A 24,051-nucleotide genomic window follows, 5' to 3' on the forward strand; every position below is an offset into this window, starting at 1 on the left:
TACAACCACGAACGCCGGCACAGCTCGGCGGGCATGATGAGCCCGGTCAACTACGAGGACACAGCGGCCCCCGACCGGGAAGCCGCATAGAGAAGCCCTCCACGATTCGGGGGGAACCACATAGAACGTGTGGGCGTGTCGACAAGTCCGGCACGGTCATACCGCCGCCTATCAACGACCCGGCGGTCTTCGCTCAGCGGGAGCCGAGGCGGGGCCGGGGGAGTGCGGAGCAAAATTTGGTCGGCCGCTCCACGTCCGGACTCAGTTCCCGCGCGATCAGTCGGAGCGCGTTGCGCACCGGGAGCCATTCATCGGTCGCGAGGCTGCCATCAATGCGACGGCGTTCCAGATGCGCGAGCAACTTCCCGACAGCTTGCGGGTCATTCCGGATCGCGCGGAGTGCCTGCTCGGGCGACGGTGCAGCACTTGTCGGCGCTGCGCCGGTGGACGGCAACGGTTCGCTCGATGTCGTTGCGACGTCGGACGGGCGAGCTCCAGCACGACTGCGAGGGACCTCGACAACCCGCACCTCGATCGCGCCTTTGCGCGCGCCGAGTCGCTGAAGTGCGGAGTCGTTGCGGCACCGGGTCGAACACCAAACGGGCCGTCGCCCGACACCGCGGTAGACGACGAGGCCCCCGCAGTTCGGGCACGTGCCGGCGTCATTCGGCGACGGGTCGCGGTCGACCATGTGGCACCTCGTTAGGCGGGGGGACGGGGCGAGGCACGGGCCCCTCATTCGCACAATCGAAACAAGCGCGTGCCGGGAATGCAAGAGGTGTGTGGCACTCGAGTGATGGGTCGAAGTCGGGGGGACGTTGAGGGACGTGCGTGATGGCTGAGGCGCCGGGTTCGGATTGGCTGGACTGGTCGGGCCGGGGGGAGCGGGTTCGAGCTTGCTGCGGTTCGGAAATCGCTTGTGGTCATGGATCGTCGTAGGTGACCCTCGGAGTCCCGATGAGCCCCGTGTCGGCGTGATCGAGGACCAAACACCTCAGCAGACGGCCAAGCAGGGGCGCGGCGCATGGGGCAGGCGATGGTCGAAAGCGGCAGCGAAGCGCGCGGATCGAGAGCGCCGGTTGACCTTGACCGCCCTGACCGAGCGGGTCATGGTTGCACTCCGGGAGCGCGACGCTGCGGTGGCCGAGAGCGAAGGGCGCCTCGTGACGCACTGGGGCAATCAACCCAGCGGGAGGCCTGTCCCTGACGAGGCTGTCGAGTGGTGCGGCGAGACGGTGACGGTGGGCGACGCCCGGCGACTCACAGGCAATCCTCGGGGCGGATGGAGTTGACAGCGAGCAACGTGGCAGGAGAACCGACCACCGGATTCGCTTTGAGGACTTCGACGTCGTTGAGATCCCGACAGCTCGCCGTGCCCTCACCCCCCTTCACCTCGAACGAGCGAGGGGCGACGCGGCCCGCAGAAGCAGGCGGAGCGGGTGGCGCGGACGCTTCACACGCGGCCCTCTGCGGCGATGGTCCGCCCGCATCTGGGCATAAGCGGTCGGCTCAGTTCTGGCAGAGGAACGCTGATTGCGGCATGAGCGGCGACTGGACCTCGTCGGGACGCTTCATGTCGAAAGAGACGCGCCAGCCGGTCGTGGCGCGGTGCCCGGCGTCGCCCCAACCCCGCGTGCTCAACCGGTGCGATCAGTCCCGGCGCCGGTAGCTTTCGACGCTCGTCGTGACGAGTTCCTCCGCGACGTCGCGGAGCTTGATGTGGCCGGTCGAGGATGCGCGCACCATGAACTGAAAGGCGCGGTCCGGGTCGATGCGGTAGCGCTCCATCAAGATGCCGATCGCTTGGCCGATCACCTTGCGATTTTGCAGCGCCTGGTTCAGGTGATGCACCTGCTCAACGTGGCCAAGCACCACCCCGACGTGGGTAGCGAACAGCCGGGCGGTCGCGATGGTGTCGGGATCGACCTCGTCGTGGTCGGTGGAGTACAGGTTCAAGCCGCCAACGTGCCGGCCGTCGCTGAACAGGCGGACACCGATCTGGCACCGGACGCCCGCGGCGGCTGCCTGGGGGATGTAGTCGGGCCAGCGCTGCTCGTGGCGGAGATGGTCGACGACCACGACGGGCTCGTGCTCGAGCGAGTCGACGCACGGGCCCTGGCGAAGGTCGTACTGCAGTGCGTCGAGGTCCCAGGGGAGCTGGTCAGTGCCGGCCCTGGTCTCGATCGTCCCGTCGCGGTGCCGCTCAGAGATGCTGACGTGCCCGAACTCGGGGATCGAGGTACGGGCGGCGTGCACGATCGCGTCGAGGGTTTCCTCGACCGTTCCCTGCTGGCCGATGGTCTCGGCGGCGTCCGCGAGCGTCAGGTTGGGTGTGTCCATTGGTCCTCAAGTGCGTTGCCAGGCGCAACGCCCAACAGGGGCACGCGACAGCCAGAGGGCGAATCGGCCCACTGCTTGGGCCGCTCCTGACCATAGCGCGAGGACGGCGCTCGGAGCGAGGCCGTCCGCCACCGCCCGCGAAACGACCCGGTCCTTCGGCCGACGGGGCCATGCCCCCAGCCGGTTGGCGCGCCGGCAGCCGGGCATCAACCGGTGGTCCACCACTGTGGGGTGGACCTCTGTTTAACCCACCCACAACGGTGAGTCATCACTGACGAGTCCCGGCGACCGGGCACTCCAGCGCTACACCTCCTCGACCTCCCCTGGCCGAGCGGACGCTGTGTCGCCGGGCTGCGTCGAGCCGGCTCATTCCGCCCGGATGCACTCATGCCGGCAGAGGCGGTCAGGTCGCCGATGACATCCGATCGGCAAGTACGGGAGGTTGAGGCACTTCGGGGCGATCCTGGGGCCGGACTTGATCCCGCGCCTCACGGCCAGGTTCGCCACCGCAGTTCGCGGCATGGTCGAACTGGGCGTGCGCCAGGCGCGCCGCGCCCGTCACGACGGGAGAAGGGCTCGACCCGCTCCCTCCTTGATCGCGATGCCAGCCGAGCGTCAGGAGCGTCATGCCGTACTTCGCCATCGTGTACGCCGGGTGCGCGCCGAGCCAAGCCGGCGACTGCTCGTCCAGTCGCTCGTTCTCGCCCGCTCGCGCAACGTCGCCATCCACAGCACGTCCGAGCAGCAGGAGCGTGGCTGCGAGCGCGGTCCCGGCGATGACTTCGCGTGCTAGACGCCGTTGGCGGCGTCAGCGCCATGGGGGTCCGCCGATGAGTGAGGGGCTGCATCGCTGAAACTCATCGACCGGCGGGGCTTTGGCCGTGTGCCTGGGCGCCCTAGACAGCGGCCTCCGAAGTCTCACCCGCCGCGAGGTGCTGCTGAGCGTAGACCCACGCGACCGCTTGGCTGCGTCGGACGACGCCCACCTTCCGGTAGGCCTGCCTTATGTAAACCTTGACAGTGTTGATGCTGATGAGCATCTCGGCGGCGATCTGGGCGTTGGACAGGCCGGCAGCCACGAGGCGGAGCGTCTTGCTCTCCTGGCCGCTGAGGCGGAAGGCCGGGTCGAACTCGCTTTGGCTGTCGCTTGCGGTGGCGATGTCTCCCCGCGCGGCGTCGAGAATCGCTTCGCGTATCTCGACGATGGGCGCTACGGAAGAGATGACGCCGTTGGTGGCGAAGTTGTGAGCCACGTGGGGTGGTCCGCTGGCGCGGAGGTCGTCGAGTAGTACCAGGCGGACGCGCCCGCGTGCGGCGCTAAGAGCGGCGCTGTGGTTGTCGCAGGCGTACCGATCGAAGACCACGAGGTCGAGGTCAGCGGGCCAGGGCGCTGCGTCGAGTGCGATGACGACATGGTCGTCGAGCAGGGTGGCGAGCGCGGAGCGGACTATTTCAAGTCCGCTCAGGACGCCAATGCGGGTCGACTCGCCCATGGGTAGTCGTTGCCCGTCGTCCTGCGCGAGGAATACCACCCCAAAGGGTGACCACCGGGGGAAGCTTGTGTGCCTCGACGGACGGATGTGGCTATCGCTCAGAACTCGTCGGCGCGGACAGCGCACCGACCGGGTCGCAAGGCGTCTCCCGGGGACGGGCGAGGGCAGGAACGGCGTGCGCCGCCCGCAATGTCGGCGGGCGCTTCTGTGCCGATCATCGTCGTCGATGTGCTGGTGTGCGCCGAGCCCGTCGACCAGGCGCTCGCATATGGGCCTCACCCACAGATCACCTCGCTCGCCGAGCCGAAGACGCCCGCCGCCCCGATTGCGCTTGGGACGGGCCGCCGCTCAACTCAACTGGGACGGGGAGGAGCGGCGGCCCGCCAGCTCGAGAACGGCGGGGCCTCGGAATCCGCCACCGACCTCAGCCACACCTGCGTAGTGACCCCGCCTGCCGCTCCGTATACGTGCCCGCCGACGCGGCTCCCATGTTGAGCCGGAACGGCGGGTTGACTGTCACACGAAGTGGTGCCCATGAGTACATACGGTCGCCTCCGGCTGCGTGGCTGCGTCAACTCGGCGGACGGTATCCCGGGCGCCGGCCGCAAACCCCATCCGAAGAAGTGGATGACTTCGAATGGATCGGTGCCCGTCGGAGTGGCAGGGGGCCCTCCCGCACGCGCCCGCGCGGCCCCTGGCGACCATGTGTACGCCCGGGGGCCGCGCGTAGGGGCCGCCGCCCGAGGACCTCTGCAGGCCCGGGACGGCGGCTACCGTTCCATCACGAGGATGAGGTGGCTTGGGGCCCGAGGTTCAGGGTGTGCCGGCTGGGTAGTTGCCCCGGATCGGAATCGCGCTTACTGCAGCGCAATTGGAACGGATCAACAGAACGTTTCGGTCGCATAGCGCATGGGGTTCGAGAGTCGTGACGGTGGTCACCGTGCTGTCATGACGGTGCTGGTGGCCGCGGCGGCGGCGGTAGCGGGATGGTTCGCGTTCGCGTTTCCGCTGGTTATTGCCGTGGGGCGGGCGTTTAATGCGGGCAACCGCCCCGGTGAGTGATGACACCGGCTGGGTCAGCCGGGCCGTGGCGCCAGGGTTTCCTGAACTCTGGACATTCGCCAAGGTGCGGGCCGCGGCTCGGGACGCTGCTGCTGGCGTTGCACGTCTTCATTCGCGGGAGCCGCCTCGGAGAGACCCCCGGGTCAATCTCTGAGGCGGCTCCACTGACTGGACAGAAACCGTCAGCGCTGTGCCGGTTGCGCCGATCGTCAGCAGCCCAGAGCTCGATGTTCTTGCTCGTGACAGCCTTCTGCCGGGCGCAACAGGTGCTAGTGCGCCCGCAAAGTGCCTTCGTCGACGTAGACGCGCGCGTTGCCGGGGCGTGCCTGCCAGCCGTTGATGGCTGGTAGCACAAGCGCCAGGCCGCGATGGCTCGGGCGTCGGGGTCTCGGCCGGCGTGGCCTCACAGCCGGCGGCAGTGGAGCGCACGCGGCGTGCGCTGCGCCGGCCGGTTCTGCGTGTGGACGGGCTAGGCGGTGCCTGCTGGGTCGGCGGGAACGTCGCGCGGGACGTCGACGGGCCCGGCTTCGGCGGGGCGTGGTCGGTCCTGTGGGTGCAGGCGGACGGCGACGAGGGCGATGTCGTCGTCTCGTGCGTCCGGCGCCATGCGACTGAGTAGCTCGTCGCAGAAGTCGTCGAGGTCGAACCCTGCGGTGACGAGCTCGGCTGCGACGAGCCGGAGCCGGTCGACGCCTTCGTCGATGAGTTGTCCGCGGCGCTCGACGAGGCCGTCGGTGTAGAGCAGAACGGTGGCGCCGCGAGGCAGCGTGATGATGTGTTCGTCGCGCTGGGTGTCGGGGTTCATGCCGAGGATGAGGTTCGTTTCGATCGCATGCAGCGTCTCGACTTGGGGTGCTTCGCCGTCGGTGGCTGGCATCACGACGACGGGCGGCGGGTGGCCGGCGTTGGACCAGCGCAGCCGGGTGACGCCCTGCTCGACCTCCTCCGGGGTCTGTTCGAGGCGGGCGACCACTGCGGTGGCGGTGGTCTCGATCTGCAGTGCTTGCATGGCGGCGTCGACGCGCCGGAGCACGTCGGCGGGACCCTCGCCGGTGGTGACGGCGATCCCGCGCAGCAGGCCACGGACCTGCCCCATGGCGGCCGCCGCCTCGGTGTCGTGACCGACCACGTCGCCGATGACCAGCACCGTCCCGCCCTCGGGCTGGAGGAACGCGTCGTACCAGTCGCCACCGATCTGGGCGGCCGCGGCCGCCGGCGCGTACCGCACGGCGACGTGCACGTGGTCGGGCTCTGGCGGCGCGGTCAGCAGGCTGCGCTGCAGCCCCTCGGCCAGGTTGCGCTGCTCGGTGTAGAGCCGGGCGTTGTCCAGCGCGAGGCCGGCCCGCCCGGCGAGCTCGGAGAGCGTGTCGAGGTCCTCCGGCGTGAAGCCGGGGCGACCCTGGTCGCGGAAGATGGTGAGCAGCCCGGCCGTGCGGTTGCGGCCGCGCAGCGGCACCACGACCGCCGACTCGGGGGCGAGCCGGCGCGCCAGCTCACGCGCCTCGCCGGGGACGAGCACCTCGCCCACCCGCTCCGCTGCGTGGTCGGCGATGAGCACCGGCTTGTTGCGCTGGAGGGTCTCGGCGACGAACGAGGTATCGGCCAGCGCCGGGATGCGGACGGCGGTGTAGCGCTCGACGAGGTCGCGCCGGTCCGGGTCGGCGTGCCACCAGCCGACGTCGCGCAGGCGGCGGCGCCAGTTGGTGGTCAGCCGGGCGTCGACGGCCGCGTCGGCGCCGGCGACCAGCGTGACGACGCACCAGTCGCCGAGCACCGGGACGAGCATCTGCGCGAGCCGGCCGACCGCCTCCTCGCCGTCGAGGGTGTCGGTGAGGGCGGCGGTGACCTCGGAGAGGAGAGCCGCGCGGGCGGCGGCTTGGCGCCGTTGTTCGATGATCGCGTGCCGCTCGGTGATCTCGATGAAGTAGACCGCGAGCCCGCCGTCGTGGTCGGGCCAGGCGCGGACTTCGTACCAGTCGTTGAGGGGCGGTGGGTAGTAGGCCTCGAAGGTGACTGGCTCTTTGGTCTCGACGGCTTGGCGGTAGTGAGTCTCGAACTCGCTTCCCACAGAGGCTGGGAACAGTTCCCAGATGTTGCCGCCGACGATGTCGGTGCTGACGGCGCCGAGGAGTCGTTGGGCTTCGTTGTTGACGTAGGTGAAGCGCCAGTCGCGGTCGAGCTGGAAGAAGGCGGTGGGCATGGATTCCAGGACCCGCGCGACGCGGCTCTCGACGTCGCGGACGGCGGTGACGTCGTAGGCGGCGCCGAGGACTCTGACCGCCACCTCGTCGGGGCCGGCGAGTGCGTGCCCGCGCGCCCCGACCCATCGGATGGAGGCATCGGGGAGCACGACGCGGTACTCGGCGTTGTAGCGGCCGCATCTGTTAATGGCGTCGTTGAGGGCTGCGGTGACGCGGTCGCGGTCGTCGGGGTGGACGGAGTTGTTGAAGGCGTCGATGGTGCCGCCGAAAGTGCCGCGCTGCAGCCCGAAGAGGTCGAGGAGCCGCTCGTCCCACCGCAGCTCGCCGGTGAGGAGGTTCCAGTCGAATGCCCCGACTCCGGCGGCGTCGACGGCGAGCTGCCAGATGAGGCGGTCGTCGCCGTAGTCCGCCTCGAGCGCGGCGAGCTCGAGCTCGGCCATGACCGGCGTGGCGAGGAGCTCGAGCAGCGAGATGTCGTCCTCGCCCCACGAGCGGGGGCTCGCGTCGAAGACGCAGAGGGCGCCGACGTATCGATCGCCAGCGGCGAGCGGCACGCCGAGGTAGGAGCCAACCGTTCCGGACGCCACGGGGGGAAGCGCGCGGACCCGGGGGTCGCTTGTGGCGTCGGTCACCACAAGCGGGCGCCCCTCGCGCATGGTGACCGTGCAGAGCGAATCCTCGACGGGCGAGTCTTGGCCGACGCACGCCGCTGCTGCGCCCACCCCGCCCACGACCGTCTGCACGTCGGCGATGATCGATACCTGTGCTGATGCGGTGCCAAGCAGTCGCGCAGCAAGCTCGGCAAAGCGGTCGGCCGCAGACACGCGGCTGCTTCGTCCGGCTAGGCGTCGTGCGTACCTGACGCGCGCTGCCTCGAGCTCGCCGTCCCCGCTGAAGGGGTTGCTCGGAATGTCGGCTGCGGACTGTCCGCCGTCGGGCTGGCCAATCATCGCTTGATCCTGGTCATTGGTCCGTTCGGTGCAGTCATCTGTTGCGCGACCTCGGCCGTGGTTGCGTCGGCCGGTCGACGTGCCGCGACACATTGTGAAGTGGTCTAGCCGTCTGTAACGCCGAAACCGGTCAGAATTGTCCGACTGAGGATGTGACGAGCGCCGCGTCGGGCAGCGTTTGTGCTTGCCGCGAGTGAGGTCGCGCCTCAGAGACGGATATCGAACTCAGCAGTGACAACGGTGGTGTCGGATAGACCGACTGACCAGCGGCTCGCGAGGCCGTCGATCATCAACAGACCGCGACCGCCCGGCGCTGTGTCCGTCGGAGGCAAAGGCTGAAGCGCACCTGCGTGGCCACCGTCGCGCACAGTGACGCGAAGCAGGGTGGGGTCGAGACTCCACTCGACCTCGAGAACGTCTCTCGACAGGGGGCGGCCGTGTGCAACAGCGTTGTGCACCATCTCGGTCAAGACGAGCGCGACGTCCTCGATCTGCTGGCGGGTCGAGCCTGCGCTCTTGAGTTCCGCGGTGAGGGCTCGCCGCGCGAGCTTCGCGCTTGCCATCTTGAAGGGTAGGCGTCGGACAACTGGGCGAGCGGCAGGGCCGGTGGCTCCCTGTGTGCCGTGCACGTCCGCGCCCCTCCTTTCGGTGCTGGTCTCGCGCATCTCGGTGCCCGACGGTGCTGACGTCACACCTTGCGCTGCTCGACGATGCAGACACGATCGCGGACGCCCATCCCGACGACCGGTCGCTCGGCGGCGCGCTCGCCACTCGGCGCGCCGGCGGCGCCCGTGCCGGTAGGGCCGACGTCAGCCTGCTCACGCTCCGCGACCTTCGCCTCGTCTCATGCTCCACGTGCGCCGTGGGTTGCGAGCTGACCAGCCGGTCGAGTCGGACCTGTCCGCGCCCGGGCGGCTTCGTGGCAGCCGACCACGTCGTGGCGTTCACTGAGCCGATCGCCATCATCAGCTCGCGAGGCGGCGGCCTCCCAAGGTCAGCGCCGCCCGCAAGCAGAAGCTCATCGGCGCGCCCGGTGTGCTCTGCTGCCACGGCGGGCTTCGTGACGTCGTTGCGTTGCGGCGGCGTGCACGATGTCCATCGCTTGTGTGGGGTCCCGGTCCAGAGCCTCGAGAAGGATGGCGGCTCCGGTCTTGAGCGGGTCTCCGGCATGGATTGGGCTTCGGTCGCCTCGAAGGATGAGCATCTGGATGGCGTTGCGGATTGCTTGCTCGTCAGCGGGCATCGTCGTGGAGGTGCCGTCGGGGTCGATGTACTCAAGTGACGCGCTGCTGACCTCGTAGCGCAACCGCCCTGCGGTCGCGTCTTGGAGTTGCTGGTCGAAACCACTCACTGCCGTTCCTCCTGGGATTGCTACGTGGGCGCGGACGCCCGCCTCCGCGCGTGGAAGTCGCGCGAGTGGCGGCGCCTGCGACATGACGTCTTGGGGTTGACCGTGGCGAAGGGCGTGCAAGATTCTGGCAAGAATGTCCGCCAGTTGACGCAAGAACTTCGCGATGATCTGCGCGGCATTGGGGCGCTTGGCGGTCAGGGTTTCTCGACGGTCGCGGGGGCTGCGGTTGTGGGGTCGGCCCACGCAGCGGGGTCGTCGAGGAGGTTGGGGTGTCCTTGGACGCGGTGGGAGCGGCCGTGGCGCCCGGGACAGCGATCGTGGGTTGGAGTGCACGTGAGTGTTGAACGGACCCTTTTCGAGTTGTTGCAGTCGCCCACGTCGCTAGCGGTGGCGGCGTCGGACGCGACCGGGGCGCTCACGCTGCTGACGCCCGCCCTGGAGGACATGCTGGGCCGGGTTTATCAGCCGTGGTACGAGGACGAGTTGCCGGCGGCGTTGGGGTTGTTGTGCGAAGACGGGCTCACGCCGTTGGATGCAACCGACCTGCCGATTGCGCGAGCTCGCCGCGGGGAGGTGGTGCGCGATGCCGTGGTGACTGTCCTTCGGCCGGATTCTGGGTTGCGGTACTTGCGGCGCAATGGGACGCCGATGCGTGACGTCGACGGCACGATTACCGGGGCAGTCGTGATCGTTCAGGATGTGACGGAGGAGCGGCTGGCTCGGGAGCGAGTTGACCAGCTACGTCGGCTCCTCATCACGACGCTGAATCACGAGCTGCGTACACCCGTCGCTAAGGTCCGAGGCAGCGTGGAGACGTTGGAGGACCTGCACGTTGGGCTGCCGTCGTGGGCTCAGCGCAGTCTGGAGATTGCGCGCCGCGGGACGATGGAGCTGGTCTCGTTGACGGACCTGATTAGTCGGCTGGTCGAGCTGGAGGCGGCTACTCGCCCGTCGCGAGTACTTGTCGACGTCGCCGAGGTCACTCGCCGCGCCGCTGGCGCAGTCCAGTCCATTTTCACGAGCCGGCAGGCTGCGCTGGGGGTCTCGGCGCCTGCACCGGTGTCAGCGTTCATCGACGACGACCTGGCACGGCGAGCGGTTGCCGACGTGCTCGTTGAGGTGATGAGGTCAGCACCTACGGGTGCAGCGGTGGAAGCGAAGGTGACCGCAGACGACGAGAATTACGCCGTTGTCGTCGTCGCTGCGGGACCAGGCTCGGCTACCAGTCAGAGCCGGACGTGGGTCGTGAACCCGGTAGATCTAGAGGTTCTGCAGTTGTCGACGAGTGCCATCGGCTCGACGCTGTCGCTAGCCGCGACCGTGGCCGCTGCGCACGGGGGCAGCTTGGGCCTGAGCGAAAGCCCGACCGGGCAGTTGAGCGCGACTCTGCGCCTGGCTCGCTCGGTCCGCTGAGGAACGCCGCATGACGGCGCGGTGTGCGCTCCGCCACTGAGTGGTTGAAGAAGCAACCGGCGGGGCAAGGAGGACGAGTCGGTCGCCCCTGTGCAGGCCGGCCGCTCCTGGGGGGAGCGGCGGACCTGAGGGGCGACCGGGGGGCGCGAGGGCGGTTCGCGACGGCGACGAAGTTGTCAGCGCAGCAGGGGTCGGATTCAAGGCCAACGCAAGACCGGTATGCACCGGGGCCCGCTCGCAGGCTGTCTTCTCAGGTCGCCGATGTTCCCGGCTTGGTGGAGGTCGACGTCGAGCTTGATCGCCTCGGTGTGCGCCGAGCCGGGAGCCTCGACGCGCGAGTGAGGTGCACCCCCCCGCCGGGCGTTTGCTGGCCCTGCGGAGGAAGGGGTCGGCGGCGAACTGGGCACCACGGCGCGACCCCTGGATCGCGTCGACGCCGCTCCGGCGGTCTAGTTCGCGGAAGTCGTGGCAAGCAGGTGCCGGCTCGCTTCTTGCGCGGAGGGCGGCAGGGCGGAGGAGCATCATGCATCGAGGGGCATGAAGCTGGCCGGCCCCCACATGGAGACGGCGAGCAGTCGGTCCTACGGCCGTTTGGGTTCGCCCGCTAGCTGGGCGGCGTCGCGTTGCGCGGCTCAACGTTCGTGCCGGGCTCGGCGTGCAGGGCGGCTCGGGCGGCGGGTTCAGGTGCCCTTGGGAGCAAGGCGTGCTTGGTCGCTAGTGGCGAGCGCCGGGTGCCCTCGTCTGTTCCGGCGGTGACGCGGATGCGGCTGCCGGAGGGCGCAAGTCCGTTCAGATCGCGGCTCGCCAGCTCGGGCGTCAGCACGGTTCGTAGACTGCGCCCAGGAGGCGGTCGAATGCCCGATGGTGATGAGGTCGTGGACGGCGACGCTCGCGTGCTAGATGGTGGTGAGCCGTCGTCGCAGCGCGGGGGTCTCTCGCGCGAGCGGATCGTGTCGACCGCTGTCTCCTTCATCGACGAGCTTGGACTTCCGGGCCTCACGATGCGCAAGCTGGGTCAGCGTCTTGAGGTCGAGGCGATGTCGCTGTACCGGTACGTGCCGAGCCGGGAGGAACTGCTCGACGCGGTCGTGACGCACGTAATGGACGAGATGGAGGACGACCCGGACGTCGTCTCGGCACCGGTGAATGGGTGGCAGGACTTCCTGCAGCGGCTGGCACACGCCGTTCGGCGCGTCGCGCTCAATCACCCGAAGGTGTTTCCGCTGGTGGCGTCTCGGCCGGTCGAGGCGCCGTGGCTGAGGCCCCCCCTACGCAGCCTCTCGTGGGTGGAGCGGTTCCTGGACGCCCTGCTCGAAGAGGGGTTCGACGACGAGGGAGCGGTCGGCGCGTACCGGGCGTTCTCGAGCTTCCTGCTCGGCCATCTGCTTCTCGAGGTCGCTGTCCATGGCGCCGACGTCGGTCCTTTGGACGTGGTCGAGGAAGACAAGCCGGACCGCGAACTCACTGAGTACCCGACGGTGGAGCGCCTGCGGCGTGCCTTGTCGGAGAATCACGCAGCGATCGAGTTCGAGGACGCCCTCGAGGAGCTGCTGCGTCGGCTCGAGCTGATCCGCACCGGCGTGCACTGACGGGCCGCAGGAGCGGCCGGCCGCGCGACGTGAGAACGCGGCCGACCGCCCGTGCGTGGACTCCGGTCAGATCCGGCGGTCGTCGACGTCGCCCTCGACCTCGATGTGCTCCTTGCGCACGTCCTCGGTGACGGTCTCCTCGCCGACGACCGTCTCGGTGCCCAGGCGCACCCGCTCGACCGGCTCGGCGGTCTTGTCGACCACGGCCCGCTCCTCGTGGAGGACGACCTCGTGCTCCTCCTCGGAGATGGCCGGGCCGTCGAGCGCCTGGTCGACGTTGCCGCCGGTGACCGGCTCGGTCTCGACGACCGCCCGCTCCTTGGCGACCGGCACGGTGCGCGTCTCGGTCTCGGTGGTGACGTACTTGCGCAGGCGGGCGCGACCGGCCTCCTGCGTGGTCGTGCCGACCTCGAGGTGCTCCTCCGAGCGCGTCATGGCGTCGTCGGTGTTGGGCCCCGACGTGTCGTGGCCGGCGGGCGCGGTGCCCGCGGTGCCGGTGCCCGCGGTGCCGGCGGTCCTCTCGAGGCCGCTGCCCATGCCGTAGTGAGCGTAGAGCCGGTCCTCCTCGGCCTGGTCGAGGTGGCCGGCGTCGAGGTCGACGCTCGGGGCGGCCTTGACCTGGTCCTTGGTGAAGGGCACTACGAGGCGGTCGTTCTCCAGCGTGGCGCTGCTGATCGGCACGAAGGACTCCTTGGTGCCGAAGAGCCCGGTGTGGACGGTGATGAACTCTGCCTGGCCGGTCTGGTCATCAAGGAAGACTTGCCCGACCGTGCCGAGCTTGTCGCCGTCGGCGGCGTGCGCAGTGAGTCCGATCAGCTGCTGCGGGTTCGTCTCAATCATGTGCGTTCCCTCCTTCACGTCGCCGGCTCTCGGCGATCCGGATTGTCGGTACCCGCCGACTTACGCTGTAAGCAAAGGATTGCATCCGAGGTGCGTAGACGCTGTCGATCCGGACACCGGAGCAGCATCCAGCCGATGACGGCGGCTCGCTCAGGGAGGTCTCATGAGAACGACCAGGACTACTTCGCAGAATCCCTCTACCGCCCCAAGTGCAGTTCCGTCAGGCCTGCCCCGCTGCGCGGTCCCGTCCATCGTCCGCGCCAGCGCCGTGCCGTTCGCGACGGCGCCGGTGCTGGGATCGGAAGGCCGGTGATGGCTCGTCTGAGCAGGTCCGACCGTCAGGCGGCGCACGCGTCGAGTGGCGCGAGTAGCGCGAGTAGCGCCGAGCACGCGCGGCCCGATGCCCGCAGGTTGTCGCACGACGCAGCACGCGAGAAGTTCGGCGGTCTGAACATCGGGGCGGTGTTCTTCGGATGGCTGGTGGCCATCGCGATCACGATCTTGCTGACGAGCATCATCGGTGCCGTGACGGCCGCGGTTGGAAGCAACGCGGCGATCAGCCAGACCGACGCGGAACGCCAGGCCGGCACGATCGGCGTCGTCGCCGCGGCCGTGCTGCTGATCGTGTTGACCATCGGCTACTACACCGGCGGCTATGTCGCCGGTCGCATGTCGCGTTTCGATGGGGGCCGACAGGGTTTCGGCGTCTGGATCCTAGGTCTGGCAGTCACCGTCGTTGCGATTCTGCTTGGCGCGGTCTTCGGTGCGCAGTACAACATCCTCGACCGGGTCAATCTGCCCCGTCTGCCCATCTCGACCGATCAGCTCGGATGGGGCGGCCTCGTCACTGCGATCGCGGTACTGGCGCTGACGCTGCTGGCTGCGCTCGTAGGAGGGAAGGTGGGCCATCGTTATCACGACCGCGTCGACCGGGCCGCTCGTCCCTAGCGGTGCTGACCGGGACCAGGGCCGGTCCGGTGCACGTCCGCCGACTACTGAAGCGGAGAAAGGGTCACGCGCCGAGTCGGCGCAGACCCCCCGTGCCGCAGTCTGGTGGCTCGGATAACGACCACGCTGTCGCTTCGCGAGCAAGCCGCGAGCAACAGGCGTGAATGAGTGAGGAGGAGTGCCTTGCGTCTGACGAAACTGCACGCAGCACTGGCCGGGACTGGAAAGCCACGTGTCACGTCCGACTGCGCCTGCCACGTGGGCGGGGCTTCGGACCCGAGGGGGTTGCGCTCCGTGTCGCGCGGTGTCCGATGAGCGAGCACATCACAACTTCGCAGTCGCCGCACGATCAGGCGGCTGTTCGTAGCGCCGGAGCCGCCAAGGCGTTGTTGTCTAGTCAGCCCGTCACTTGGAGGCAAGTGATCGAAGGCTCAGCGAGTCTGGCCATCGGGGGTGGCCTGGCGTTGGTGGTGGCCGGCGCCGCAGTGGTGGCTGCGCGCCGCAAGTCTCGGCGTTGACGACGTCGAGCTCGAGGTCGAAGCGCTCACTCACCGAACTCATAGACTCCTGTCTCCGACCAACGTAGGAACGTGGCGGGAGGGCATGCGCGCCCGCTCAGCTGCTCCGTGGGAGCTCGCGCGGTTCGCACGTAACCGGTGCCTCCTGCCCCGCAGTAGGTCGTCGGCTCGCGGTTGATCGTCGGGATCATCACGCGAAGCAGCTGATGCGACCGGGGGTTGCCGTCGGTGAGTGGTCCGGGTTGTTCCTTGGCGTCGGATTCAGCGGAAGGGTCAGCGCTAAGCGGAGTTGATCGTGGTGGTGGTCGCGATGCGGCAGGTCCATTGGGGAGCGAGGGCCAGTGTTCGATGAGGGGGCCGGTACTCGTGCCGTGACGGCTGCACCGTGTCCTCATGGCGCGGTTGGGCGTTGCCAACAGTCGATCGAACGTGACCGAGGGCGCTGGGCTCGTGTCGCGTCGCTCGCAGCGATGACCACCGTGCGGTCATCGACCGCGTGAGCCTCGAGTCGGAAGCACCGCCGCCTGGTGATTGCCTGCAAATGCTGCGCAAGTTGGCCGGGATCTGGCGTCCGGGTTGTACCGCAACGGTCAGGTCCTCCGCGAAGGACAGTGCCGGCTGCTCTGAGGTGGTCGCGCACGGCCGCCTCGCAGGTGCTTGCCTCAGCAGGACTCGGACCGGGCGGTGAGCTGACCTCGGCGCTCGTCGGTGGTCGTCGGCGCCTCGGTGTGCGCACGTGTCGTTGCCTACCTCCGCGTAGCAGCGGATCGAGGTCAGTGGACCGACGTCGACCCGGTTCGGCTGCTGATTCTGCTCCTAGGCACGACCATGAGCCCCGTCGCTAGCCCGAGTCGCGTGCGCACGGAGAAACAGGGACGAGCCCTCTCAGCTCCCGCTGAGCGATCGATGGCCAACTGGGTGCCTCGCGCGTACCCCCACGGGCACCTGAAGTCGTCGGCGGCATGGCACCTCTGCCCTCAATCTGCCCTCAGGAGGATGCGCAGCGACCCCAAACACTGACTCGGCACCACGACCGGATCGGGACTGTTTGCGCAGGTCAGAGCCGCTTTACCGAAAGTCTCGGGAAGCGACCGAAAGGGTCGTCATCGTTCCGCTTCAACGTCTGAGGACACCGGCCGCGGCCCTAGGGTCGCGGTCGTGGACGGGACGAGGGACTGGCGCGAGCAGCGCGTCGAGGCGGCGGTCGCCGGGCGCAACCCGACGGTGCTCGCGGAGCTGCCGGCGGCCTTCGCGGTCATCGGCGACGTGCAGTTCCTCCCGGGCTACGCGCTCGCGCTGACGAGGACGCCCGGCGTCGACCGGCTGTCCGACCTGCCCCGTCCCGAGCGGCTGCGGTACCTGGCGGACGTCGACCTCGTCGCGGACGCCGTCGAGACGGTCTGCCGCCGCCGGGACCCGGCGTACCGCAGGCTCAACGTGGAGATCCTCGGCAACACCGACGCGTTCCTGCACTGCCACCTCTGGCCGCGCTACGAGTGGGAGCCGCCGGAGGTCGTCGGCCGACCCGTCTGGCTGCACGACCCGGCGCGCTGGCAGGACCCGGCGACGGCGCTCGGGCCGGCGCACGACGGGCTGCGGGCGGAGCTGACCGCCGAGATCCTCGCGCGGCGCGACTCGCCGGGGTTCCGCCTCGACCTCTGAATGCTCGGGTCAGGCCAGCTCGGACATGATCGCGGGGACCTGGCCCGGCAGCTCGCGGGCGAGGTAGCCCAGCGGCCCGACGGCGGCGGCCAGCCGCTCGCCGCACCGTGCGTGCACGTAGCCGCCCCAGACGGCCGCCTGCGCGGGCTCGGCGCCCCGACCGAGCAGACCGGCGACCAACCCGGCCTGCACGTCGCCGGAGCCCGAGGCGCCGAGGCCGGGCCCGCCGCCCTCGACCGTCCACGCGTCCCCGTCGGGGGTGACGACGTGCTTCTCGGTGCTGCCGCACACGACGACCACGCGGCTCCGCGCGGCGACCCGGCCGGCCACGCCGAGGGGGTCGGCCGCGACGTCGTCGTCCTCCACGCCCGCGGTCCGGGCCAGCTCGTCCGGGTTCACCGTGAGCACCGCCCGGCCCTCGAGGTGGTGCAGGCCGTCCGGGTGGGCCGTGAGGTAGGCCGAGGCGAGGCCGTCCAGCGCGACGGTGACGTCGACGCGGGGCAGCACCTCTCCGAGCAGGGCGACGGCGTCGTCGGGGTCGACGAACCCGGGGCCGGCGAGGAGCACGTCCGCGGAGCCCGCGTCCTCGACGACGGCGTCGGCCGCCACGGGGTCGATGCGTCCGGCCGCGTTCGCGAGCAGCGGGAGCATCCCCACCTCGGGCGCCGCGACCGCCAGTGCCGCGGCGAACTCGTCGAGGGTGGCCGCGGTGACCTTGCCGGCGCCGGCCCTCAGCGCCGCCTCGGCGGCGAGCAGCACCGCCCCCGGCGAGCGGCGCGAGCCGCCGAGCAGGAGGACGCTGCCGCGGGCGTTCTTGTCCTCGCCGGGGTCGGGCAGCGGCCACCCGCGCAGCAGGGCGGGGGTGACGACGCGCGGAGCCTCAGGACTCGTCATCGGCCGTCCCCTGGGACTCCTCGTGGGTCACGTCGACGTCCTTGCGGTCGACCGCGGTGGTGTCGGCGAAGGTGACCAGGTCGAGGTGGGCGCCAGCCCGCCGGTACGTCGTGACCGACGCGTTCGGGATCGGGGTGCGGCGGTCGAGGTCGAGCAGGTCGGCCTCCTCGACGGCCTCCAGCACGTAGCGGAACGTCATGATCACGGCCTGGTGGCTGAACAGCCACACCCGCTCGCCGTCGTACCCGTGCCGCAGGTCGGTCAGCAGCGCCCGGACCCGCTGGGCGACGTCGGCCCAGCTCTCGCCGCTCGGCGGCTGGTAGTAGAACTTGCCGAGCTTCTCGCGCCGCTCGGCCTCCTCGGGGAAGCGGCTGCGGATGCCGAGCCCGGTCAGGCCGTCGAACACGCCGAGGTCGCGCTCGCGGAGCCGCTCGTCGTGCTCGACGTCGAGCCCGAGCGCCTCGACGGCGATCGCGGCGGTCTCCGCGGCTCGGCGGTAGGGCGAGCTGACCACCACGGTCGGCCGGTCGCCTGCGTCGCGCTCGCGCAGCCAGCGGCCGAGGGCCGCCGCCTGGTCACGGCCGGTCCCGGACAGCTCGACGTCGGCGTCGCGCACGGAGAGGTCGAGCACCTCCGCGCCCGCGTCACGCGCCGCCGCGTCCGCCCGGTTGCCCATCGACTCGCCGTGGCGCACCAGCACCAGCTCGGACGGTCCTCGTTCCCACCTGGGTCGCACGTCGCCTCCGCTCTGCTCGGGTGCCCCGGGTACCCATGTCGCGCGTCGCCACCACCCCGCAGGAGGTCCGCGTGCGGCGAGCGGGGGTGGGGCGTCCCTAGAGTGAGCGCATGACGGCACCCGAGCTCGCGGACTGGCGGACGTACGACGCGCCCACCCTGCCGCGCGTGCTCGACGCCGCGCTGAGGTGCTTCGCCGAGCAGGGCTACCACGGCACGAGCATCCGCGACCTGGCCTCGGAGGCGGGGCTGTCGGTGCCGGGGGTCTACCACCACCACAAGTCCAAGCAGGAGATCCTCGTCGCCTTGGTGATGGCGGTGATGGACGAGCTGCTCGGGCGCTCGGAGGCGGCGCTGGCCTCGGCGCCCGAGGACCCGTCGGCGCAGTTCGACGCCCTGGTGGAGTCGCTGCTGCGGTTCCACATGTTCCGGCGGCAGCAGGCGTTCGTGGCCAGCACCGAGATCCGGAGCCTGGCCCCGGAGAGCCGGCGACAGTACGTCGACCGCCGCGACGAGCAGCAGCGCATGCTCGACCGCGTCGTCGTCGCCGGCGCCGACGCAGGGGTGTTCGGTACGCCGTACCCGCTGGACGCCGCGCGGGCGGTGGCGACGCTGTGCGTGGGGGTGGCCTCGTGGTACCGCGAGGACGGGCCGCTCGACCCCGACGAGCTCGTCGCCCGCCACCTCGTCCTCGCCCGGGGGCTCGTCCAGGGCTGACGCCGCACCGACAGTGGCGTCGAGCGTTGACGCCGGCGCACCCCGCTGACAGACTGGACCGAGCGAGCGATCGGTCGGTCCTCGCGGGCGAGGAGGACGACATGACGGACCTGGTGGGCGCGACCCGGGAGTTCGTGCGCACGAGCGTGCTGCCGCTCGACGACCAGCACGACGGCGACATCGAGGCGGCCGGCGGCGACGAGCTGCGCGTGCGGCTGCAGGAGCAGGCCCGCGCCGCGGGCGTCTTCGCCCCGCACGCGCCGGTCGACTGCGGCGGCCGGGGCCTGGGGATGGTCGAGCGGGCACCGGTCTTCGAGGAGGCGGGCTACTCGCTGTTCGGGCCGCTGGCGACCGGTGTCGCCGCGCCCGACGAGGGCAACGTGCACCTGCTCGACCACGTCGCGACCGACGCCCAGCGGGCGACGTACCTCCAGCCGCTCGCGCGGGGCGAGGTGCGCTCGGCCTTCGCCATGACCGAGCCGGCCCCCGGCGCCGGCAGCGACCCGTCCGCGCTGCTGACCCGCGCGACCAAGGTCGACGGCGGCTGGGTCGTCAACGGCCGCAAGTGGTTCATCACCGGCGCCGACGGCGCGTCCTTCTTCATCACCATGGCCCGCACCAGCGGCGAGCCGGGCGGCGCCGGGTCGGCGGGGTCCGGCGGCGCGACGATGTTCCTCATGCCCGCCTCGACCGAGGGCCTGGAGGTCGTGCGCCACGTCGGCACCGTCGACCGCTCGATGGTCGGCGGCCACTGCGAGGTCAGATTCACCGACGCGTTCGTGCCCGACTCGGAGGTCCTCGGCGGGGTGGACGAGGGGTTCCGCTACGCCCAGGTGCGGCTCGGGCCGGCCCGGATGACCCACGTGATGCGCTGGACCGGGGCCGCGCGGCGCGCCCACGAGGTCGCGGTGCGCCACGTGACCGGGCGCGAGGCGTTCGGCTCGCGGCTCGCCGACCTCGGGATGATCCAGCAGATGATCGCCGACAACGAGATCGACCTCGCGGCGACCCGGGCGCTGCTGACGGTCGCGTGCGAGGAGCTCGACGCGGGGGAGCGCGCCTCGGCGTCCACGTCGATCGCGAAGACCTTCGCCGGCGAGGCCCTGCACCGCGTCGTCGACCGCGCCACCCAGATGTGCGGCGGGCTCGGGGTCTCCACCGAGCTGCCGGTCGCGAAGATCGCGCGCGAGATCCGCCCGTTCCGGATCTACGACGGGCCCTCGGAGGTCCATCGCTGGTCGATCGCCAAGCGCGCCGTGCGGCGGATCGGGAAGGAGCTCGGGTGAGCGAGCAACCGGCCGGCTCCCGGGACCCGGGGGACCCCTCGGCGCTCTCGGAGGCCGAGCTCGCCGCCGTCGCCGACCGGATGACCGGTGCCGGCGAGCCGGTCGCAGGCCCGCTCACCGCCCGGCTGGTCGCGGGCGGCCGGTCCAACCTGACCTACCGCCTCGACGACACCTCCGGGTCCCGGGCCTGGGTCGTGCGGATGCCGCCGCGGGTGGGCCGGACCCCCTCGGCGCACGACGTCGCGCGGGAGTTCCGCGTCACCAGCGCGCTGGCCGGCGCGGGCGTGCCGGTCGCGCGGCCCGTGGTGCTGTGCGAGGACGAGTCCGTGATCGGGCTGCCGTTCGCCGTGGCGGCGTTCGTCGAGGGCCGCTCGGTCCAGTCCCGCGCCGACCTCGACGGGCTCGACGACGCCACCCTCGAGCTCACCACCGGCCGGCTCGTCGAGACGCTCGCCGCGCTGCACGCGGTGGACCACGTCGCCGCCGGGCTCGAGCGGTTCGGCCGCCCGGACGGGTACGCCGCCCGGCAGCTGCGCCGCTGGTCGGGCCAGTGGGAGATCGTCGGCGACGAGGCGCTCACCCCGCTGGCGACCGAGCTGGCCGGCCGCCTCGGCGCGACCGCGTTCGACCAGCGCTCGACCGGCGTGGTCCACGGCGACTACCGGATCGACAACACGCTGCTCTCCTTCGGCGACGCCGGCAGCGACACCGGCCCCCGGGTCGAGGCGGTCGTCGACTGGGAGCTCTCGACCATCGGCGACCCGGTGGCCGACGTGGCGATGATGTGCGTCTACCGGCACGCCGCGCTCGACCTGGTGCTCGGCTCCCCGAGCGCGTGGACCAGCGACCGGCTCCCGACCGCCGACGCGCTCGCGGCGGCGTACGAGGCGGCGGGCGGGGTCGCACTCGTCGACTGGGACGCGCACCTCGCGCTGGGCTACTTCAAGCTGGCCGTCATCGCCGCCGGGATCGACCACCGCTACCGCGCCGGGGCGACCCACGGGGAGGGCTTCGACACCGCGGCGCGAGCGGTCGAACCCCTGCTCGTCGCAGGTCTCGAGCGCGTCTGACGCTTGGCGAGGGTGCGACAGGGGTAGCGGGTACCCGACCGCGAAGCCTCAGCGACGGCACAGGAGGACCCGATGCCCCCCGAGACCATCGCCGGCCGGTACGACGTCGTGCGCGAGGTCGGGCGCGGCGGCATGGGTGCCGTCTGGCTGTGCAACGACCGCACCCTCGGCCGCGAGGTGGCGGTCAAGCAGGTCGGCGGGCTCCCCGGCGAGTCCACGCCCCACCTGGCCCGGGCGCTGCGCGAGGCGCGCTCCTCGGCCGCGCTCAACCACCCGAACGTGGTGTCGATCTTCGACGCGATCGAGGACGGCGGCCACGTGTGGCTGGTGATGGAGTACCTCCCCTCCCGCACGCTCTCCGAGCTGCTCAAGGACGGCCCGCTCGACGTACGTCGCGCCGCCCACCTCGGCGCGCAGGTGGCCGAGGGGCTCGCGGCCGCGCACGCCCGCGGCGTGGTCCACCGCGACGTGAAGCCGGGCAACATCCTGGTCACCGACGACGACGTCGCCAAGATCTCCGACTTCGGCATCGCCCGCACGCTCGGCGAGGAGCAGCTGACCCAGACCGGCATGGTCGCGGGCACCCCGCTCTACTTCTCCCCGGCGCTCGCCCGGGGCGGGCAGCCGACGCCGGCCGACGACGTCTGGGCGCTCGGTGCGTCGCTCTACGCCGCGGTCGAGGGCGAGCCGCCCTGGCCGGCCCAGGAGAACTCCATCGCGATGCTCATGCACATCGTGAGCCACGAGCCGCCGATCCCGCAGCGGGCCGGCGCGCTCGCCGGGACCATCCGGCGGATGATGAACGTCGACGCCGACGCCCGCCCGAGCATGGCGGAGACGGCCGCCGCGCTCCGTGCCGCGGCCCGGGGCGGCGACGAGGAGGCGACGACCGCGCTGCTGGGCGGCCTCGCGACGACGCAGGCGGCGCCGCTGCCCGACCGCGACCCGACCCCCGCCCCGACCCCCGCCCCGACACCCGTCCCGGCGCCGGGGCCGCCGCCCGCGCCCACGCCGGTCGCGTTCGCGGACACCGACGAGCACCCGTCCCGCCGGCGGCGTACGCCGGTCGCCCTCCTCGTCGCGGCCGCGGTGATCGTGCTCGCCCTCGGCGTGGCGCTGCTCGTCGGGATGCTCGGCGACGACGACCCCGCCGAGACCGGCACCGCCGGGGACGAGCCGAGCCAGCGGTCCTCGCGGACGGCGTCGCCGCAGGGCTCGGCCTCGAGCAGCCCCACGCCGACCCCGGAGGAGACCCCCACCGAGAAGGAGACGTCCGAGGCGGCCGAGGAGTCGCCCGACACCGAGACCCCGCCGGTGAGCAGCGGCAACGAGGCGCAGCTGATCGAGGACTACTACGCGCTCCTGCCCAGCGACTACGAGTCAGCGTGGCGGGTGCTCTCCCCGGAGCTCCAGCGCTCGCTGGGCTACGACTCCTACTCCGGCTTCTGGTCGACCATCGACTCGGTGAGCGTCGACGGCGTGGAGCCGCAGGGGGAGGGGACCGTGCTGGTCGACCTGACCTACAACGGCTCGGACCAGGAGACGCGCGAGATCACCGTGACCGGCGGCCGCATCGTCGCCGACGGGGTGGCCGGCTGAGTCCTGACCCGTGGACCGCACCGCGGCGCGGAACGGTACGTCGGGTGCGGCGCCGTACGCTCGCCCCGTGCGGACGACAGGGCGGGCGAGGGACGACGGCCGGACCGCGGCCGTCCTGCTCGGCACGTCGGTCGGCGGGCACGCGGTCGCGGGCTACCTGTGGTGGCGCTTGCGCCGGGCCCGCGCCGCGCTCCGAGAGCTCGACACCACCCGGCGCGCCGCGGCGGAGACCGGCGAGCGGTACCGGTCGCTGTTCCAGTACCACCCCAGCGCCGTCTTCTCCCTCGACCTCGAGGGCCGCTTCGTCGAGGCGAACCCCGCCGCCGAGCGGGTGAGCGGGTACGCCGCGCGGGACCTGATCGGCATGGACTTCGCGCGGCTCCTCGAGCCCGCGCAGGTGGACGTCGTGGGCGCGGCGTTCCTCGAGATCCTGCAGCGGCGGGCCCAGCAGCTGGAGACCGTCGTCGTCCGGCCGGACGGCTCGATGGCGGAGGTCAGCGTCACGGGGCTGCCGATCGTGGTCGACGACGAGGTCGTCGGCGTCTACGGCGTGGCCGAGGACATCACCGCCCGCAACCGGATGCAGCGCGAGCTGACCCGCACGCGGCGCAGCGCGGAGCAGGCCAGCGAGGCCAAGTCGATGTTCCTCGCCAACGTCAGCCACGAGATCCGCACCCCGCTGACCGCGGTCATGGCGACCACCGAGCTGCTGGTCGACAGCGGCCTGGACCCCGAGCAGGAGAGGTTCGCCGAGGCCGTGCAGCGCTCCAGCCAGCGGCTGCTGCGGCTGGTCGACGACATCCTGGACCTCTCCGCCATCGAGGCCGGCCGGGCGACGGTGCACGACGTCGACCTCGACCTGACGAACGTCGTCGGCGACGCCGTGGCGCTGGTTCGGCCGGTCGCGGCGGAGAAGGGGCTGACGGTCTCGCTCGGCGTCGACCCCGACCTGCCGCGCCACCTCACCGGCGACCCGGAGCGGCTGGCCCAGGTGGTCACGAACCTGCTCGACAACGCCGTGAAGTTCACCCCCGAGGGCCGGATCCGGGTCGGGGTGGAGGTCGCCGAGACGCGGGCGAGCACGACCAAGGTGGTCGTCCGGGTCGAGGACACCGGCATCGGGATCACCGAGGAGCAGCAGCCCCGGCTGTTCCAGGCCTTCAGCCAGGGCGACCCCTCGATCACCCGGCGGTACGGCGGCACCGGGCTCGGCCTGGCGATCTGCAAGCAGCTGGTGACGCTCATGGGCGGGTCGATCTGGGTCAGCAGCATCCCCGGCGAGGGCAGCACGTTCGCCTTCGCCGTGCCGCTCGGCCGGCCCGAGAGCGGTCCTGGGGTCGGCCCCGAGGGCGGCCCCGAGGTCGGCCCCGCGGTCAGCTGAGC

General features: G+C 71.0%; 17 protein-coding genes. 9 read left to right on the top strand and 8 right to left on the bottom strand.

Annotated features, from left to right (window positions below):
• Window positions 1-1,650: 1,650 nt before the first annotated feature.
• From QWY28_RS22095 to QWY28_RS22115, 5 genes are all read right to left on the bottom strand, one after another.
• On the bottom strand, window positions 1,651-2,340 hold the full coding sequence (locus tag QWY28_RS22095) for a GAF and ANTAR domain-containing protein (protein WP_300955083.1): 690 nt from the start codon (window positions 2,338-2,340) through the stop codon (window positions 1,651-1,653).
• 896 nt (window positions 2,341-3,236) lie between these two features.
• Complete coding sequence (locus QWY28_RS22100) at window positions 3,237-3,833, bottom strand: helix-turn-helix transcriptional regulator (protein ID WP_300955085.1); 597 nt, start codon at window positions 3,831-3,833, stop codon at window positions 3,237-3,239.
• Window positions 3,834-5,364: 1,531 nt separating this feature from the next.
• A complete protein-coding gene (locus QWY28_RS22105; RefSeq protein WP_336622430.1) occupies window positions 5,365-8,139 on the bottom strand; it encodes a SpoIIE family protein phosphatase in 2,775 nt (924 codons plus the stop codon).
• 113 nt (window positions 8,140-8,252) lie between these two features.
• On the bottom strand, window positions 8,253-8,609 hold the full coding sequence (locus QWY28_RS22110) for an ATP-binding protein (RefSeq protein ID WP_300955088.1): 357 nt from the start codon (window positions 8,607-8,609) through the stop codon (window positions 8,253-8,255).
• A 455-nt stretch (window positions 8,610-9,064) separates the two neighbouring features.
• Window positions 9,065-9,640 carry a hypothetical protein gene (locus QWY28_RS22115; protein WP_300955090.1) on the bottom strand — a complete coding sequence of 192 codons (576 nt, stop codon included), beginning with the start codon at window positions 9,638-9,640 and terminating at the stop codon, window positions 9,065-9,067.
• 90 nt (window positions 9,641-9,730) lie between these two features.
• Here QWY28_RS22115 and QWY28_RS22120 point away from each other — a divergent pair, with 90 nt between their 5' ends.
• Both QWY28_RS22120 and QWY28_RS22125 read left to right on the top strand, forming a co-directional pair.
• A complete protein-coding gene (locus QWY28_RS22120; RefSeq protein ID WP_300955092.1) occupies window positions 9,731-10,810 on the top strand; it encodes a histidine kinase dimerization/phospho-acceptor domain-containing protein in 1,080 nt (359 codons plus the stop codon).
• Between the two features lie 875 nt (window positions 10,811-11,685).
• On the top strand, window positions 11,686-12,399 hold the full coding sequence (locus tag QWY28_RS22125) for a TetR/AcrR family transcriptional regulator C-terminal domain-containing protein (RefSeq protein WP_300955094.1): 714 nt from the start codon (window positions 11,686-11,688) through the stop codon (window positions 12,397-12,399).
• A 66-nt stretch (window positions 12,400-12,465) separates the two neighbouring features.
• Here the strand turns inward: QWY28_RS22125 and QWY28_RS22130 are convergent, their stop codons facing one another.
• On the bottom strand, window positions 12,466-13,239 hold the full coding sequence (locus tag QWY28_RS22130; RefSeq protein ID WP_300955095.1) for a DUF2382 domain-containing protein: 774 nt from the start codon (window positions 13,237-13,239) through the stop codon (window positions 12,466-12,468).
• A gap of 411 nt (window positions 13,240-13,650) precedes the next feature.
• On the opposite strand from QWY28_RS22130, the gene QWY28_RS22135 reads away from it, so the two are divergent.
• Complete coding sequence (locus QWY28_RS22135; protein WP_300955096.1) at window positions 13,651-14,187, top strand: hypothetical protein; 537 nt, start codon at window positions 13,651-13,653, stop codon at window positions 14,185-14,187.
• Window positions 14,188-15,863: 1,676 nt separating this feature from the next.
• The gene (locus tag QWY28_RS22140; RefSeq protein WP_300955097.1) at window positions 15,864-16,367 is read left to right on the top strand and encodes an HIT family protein; all 504 of its coding nucleotides are present in this window, start codon (window positions 15,864-15,866) and stop codon (window positions 16,365-16,367) included.
• 9 nt (window positions 16,368-16,376) lie between these two features.
• On the opposite strand, the gene QWY28_RS22145 is transcribed toward QWY28_RS22140, so the two are convergent.
• Together QWY28_RS22145 and QWY28_RS22150 are read right to left on the bottom strand one after the other, a co-directional pair.
• Window positions 16,377-17,261: an NAD(P)H-hydrate dehydratase gene (locus QWY28_RS22145; RefSeq protein ID WP_300955098.1), complete on the bottom strand. Its 885-nt coding sequence runs from the start codon at window positions 17,259-17,261 to the stop codon at window positions 16,377-16,379.
• Entirely contained in the window at window positions 17,248-17,961 is a 714-nt protein-coding gene (locus QWY28_RS22150; protein WP_300955099.1) for a histidine phosphatase family protein, read from the bottom strand. The genes QWY28_RS22145 and QWY28_RS22150 overlap by 14 nt, the downstream gene beginning before the upstream one ends.
• Window positions 17,962-18,107: 146 nt before the next feature.
• On the opposite strand from QWY28_RS22150, the gene QWY28_RS22155 reads away from it, so the two are divergent.
• The 5 genes from QWY28_RS22155 (at window position 18,108) to QWY28_RS22175 (ending at window position 24,049) form a co-directional block, all read left to right on the top strand.
• Window positions 18,108-18,713 (top strand): TetR/AcrR family transcriptional regulator, encoded by a 606-nt coding sequence (locus tag QWY28_RS22155; RefSeq protein ID WP_300955100.1) that lies wholly within the window; start codon window positions 18,108-18,110, stop codon window positions 18,711-18,713.
• Between the two features lie 101 nt (window positions 18,714-18,814).
• The gene (locus QWY28_RS22160; protein WP_300955101.1) at window positions 18,815-19,999 is read left to right on the top strand and encodes an acyl-CoA dehydrogenase family protein; all 1,185 of its coding nucleotides are present in this window, start codon (window positions 18,815-18,817) and stop codon (window positions 19,997-19,999) included.
• The gene (locus tag QWY28_RS22165) at window positions 19,996-21,069 is read left to right on the top strand and encodes a phosphotransferase family protein (RefSeq protein WP_300955102.1); all 1,074 of its coding nucleotides are present in this window, start codon (window positions 19,996-19,998) and stop codon (window positions 21,067-21,069) included. Before QWY28_RS22160 ends, QWY28_RS22165 begins: the two co-directional genes overlap by 4 nt.
• A 72-nt stretch (window positions 21,070-21,141) precedes the next feature.
• The gene (locus QWY28_RS22170) at window positions 21,142-22,668 is read left to right on the top strand and encodes a serine/threonine-protein kinase (RefSeq protein ID WP_300955103.1); all 1,527 of its coding nucleotides are present in this window, start codon (window positions 21,142-21,144) and stop codon (window positions 22,666-22,668) included.
• Between the two features lie 67 nt (window positions 22,669-22,735).
• Entirely contained in the window at window positions 22,736-24,049 is a 1,314-nt protein-coding gene (locus QWY28_RS22175; RefSeq protein ID WP_300955104.1) for a PAS domain-containing sensor histidine kinase, read from the top strand.
• Window positions 24,050-24,051: the final 2 nt, after the last annotated feature.

The organism is Nocardioides oceani (genome assembly GCF_030412965.1).
In the GTDB taxonomy this organism is placed as follows: Bacteria; Actinomycetota; Actinomycetes; order Propionibacteriales; family Nocardioidaceae; genus Nocardioides; species Nocardioides oceani.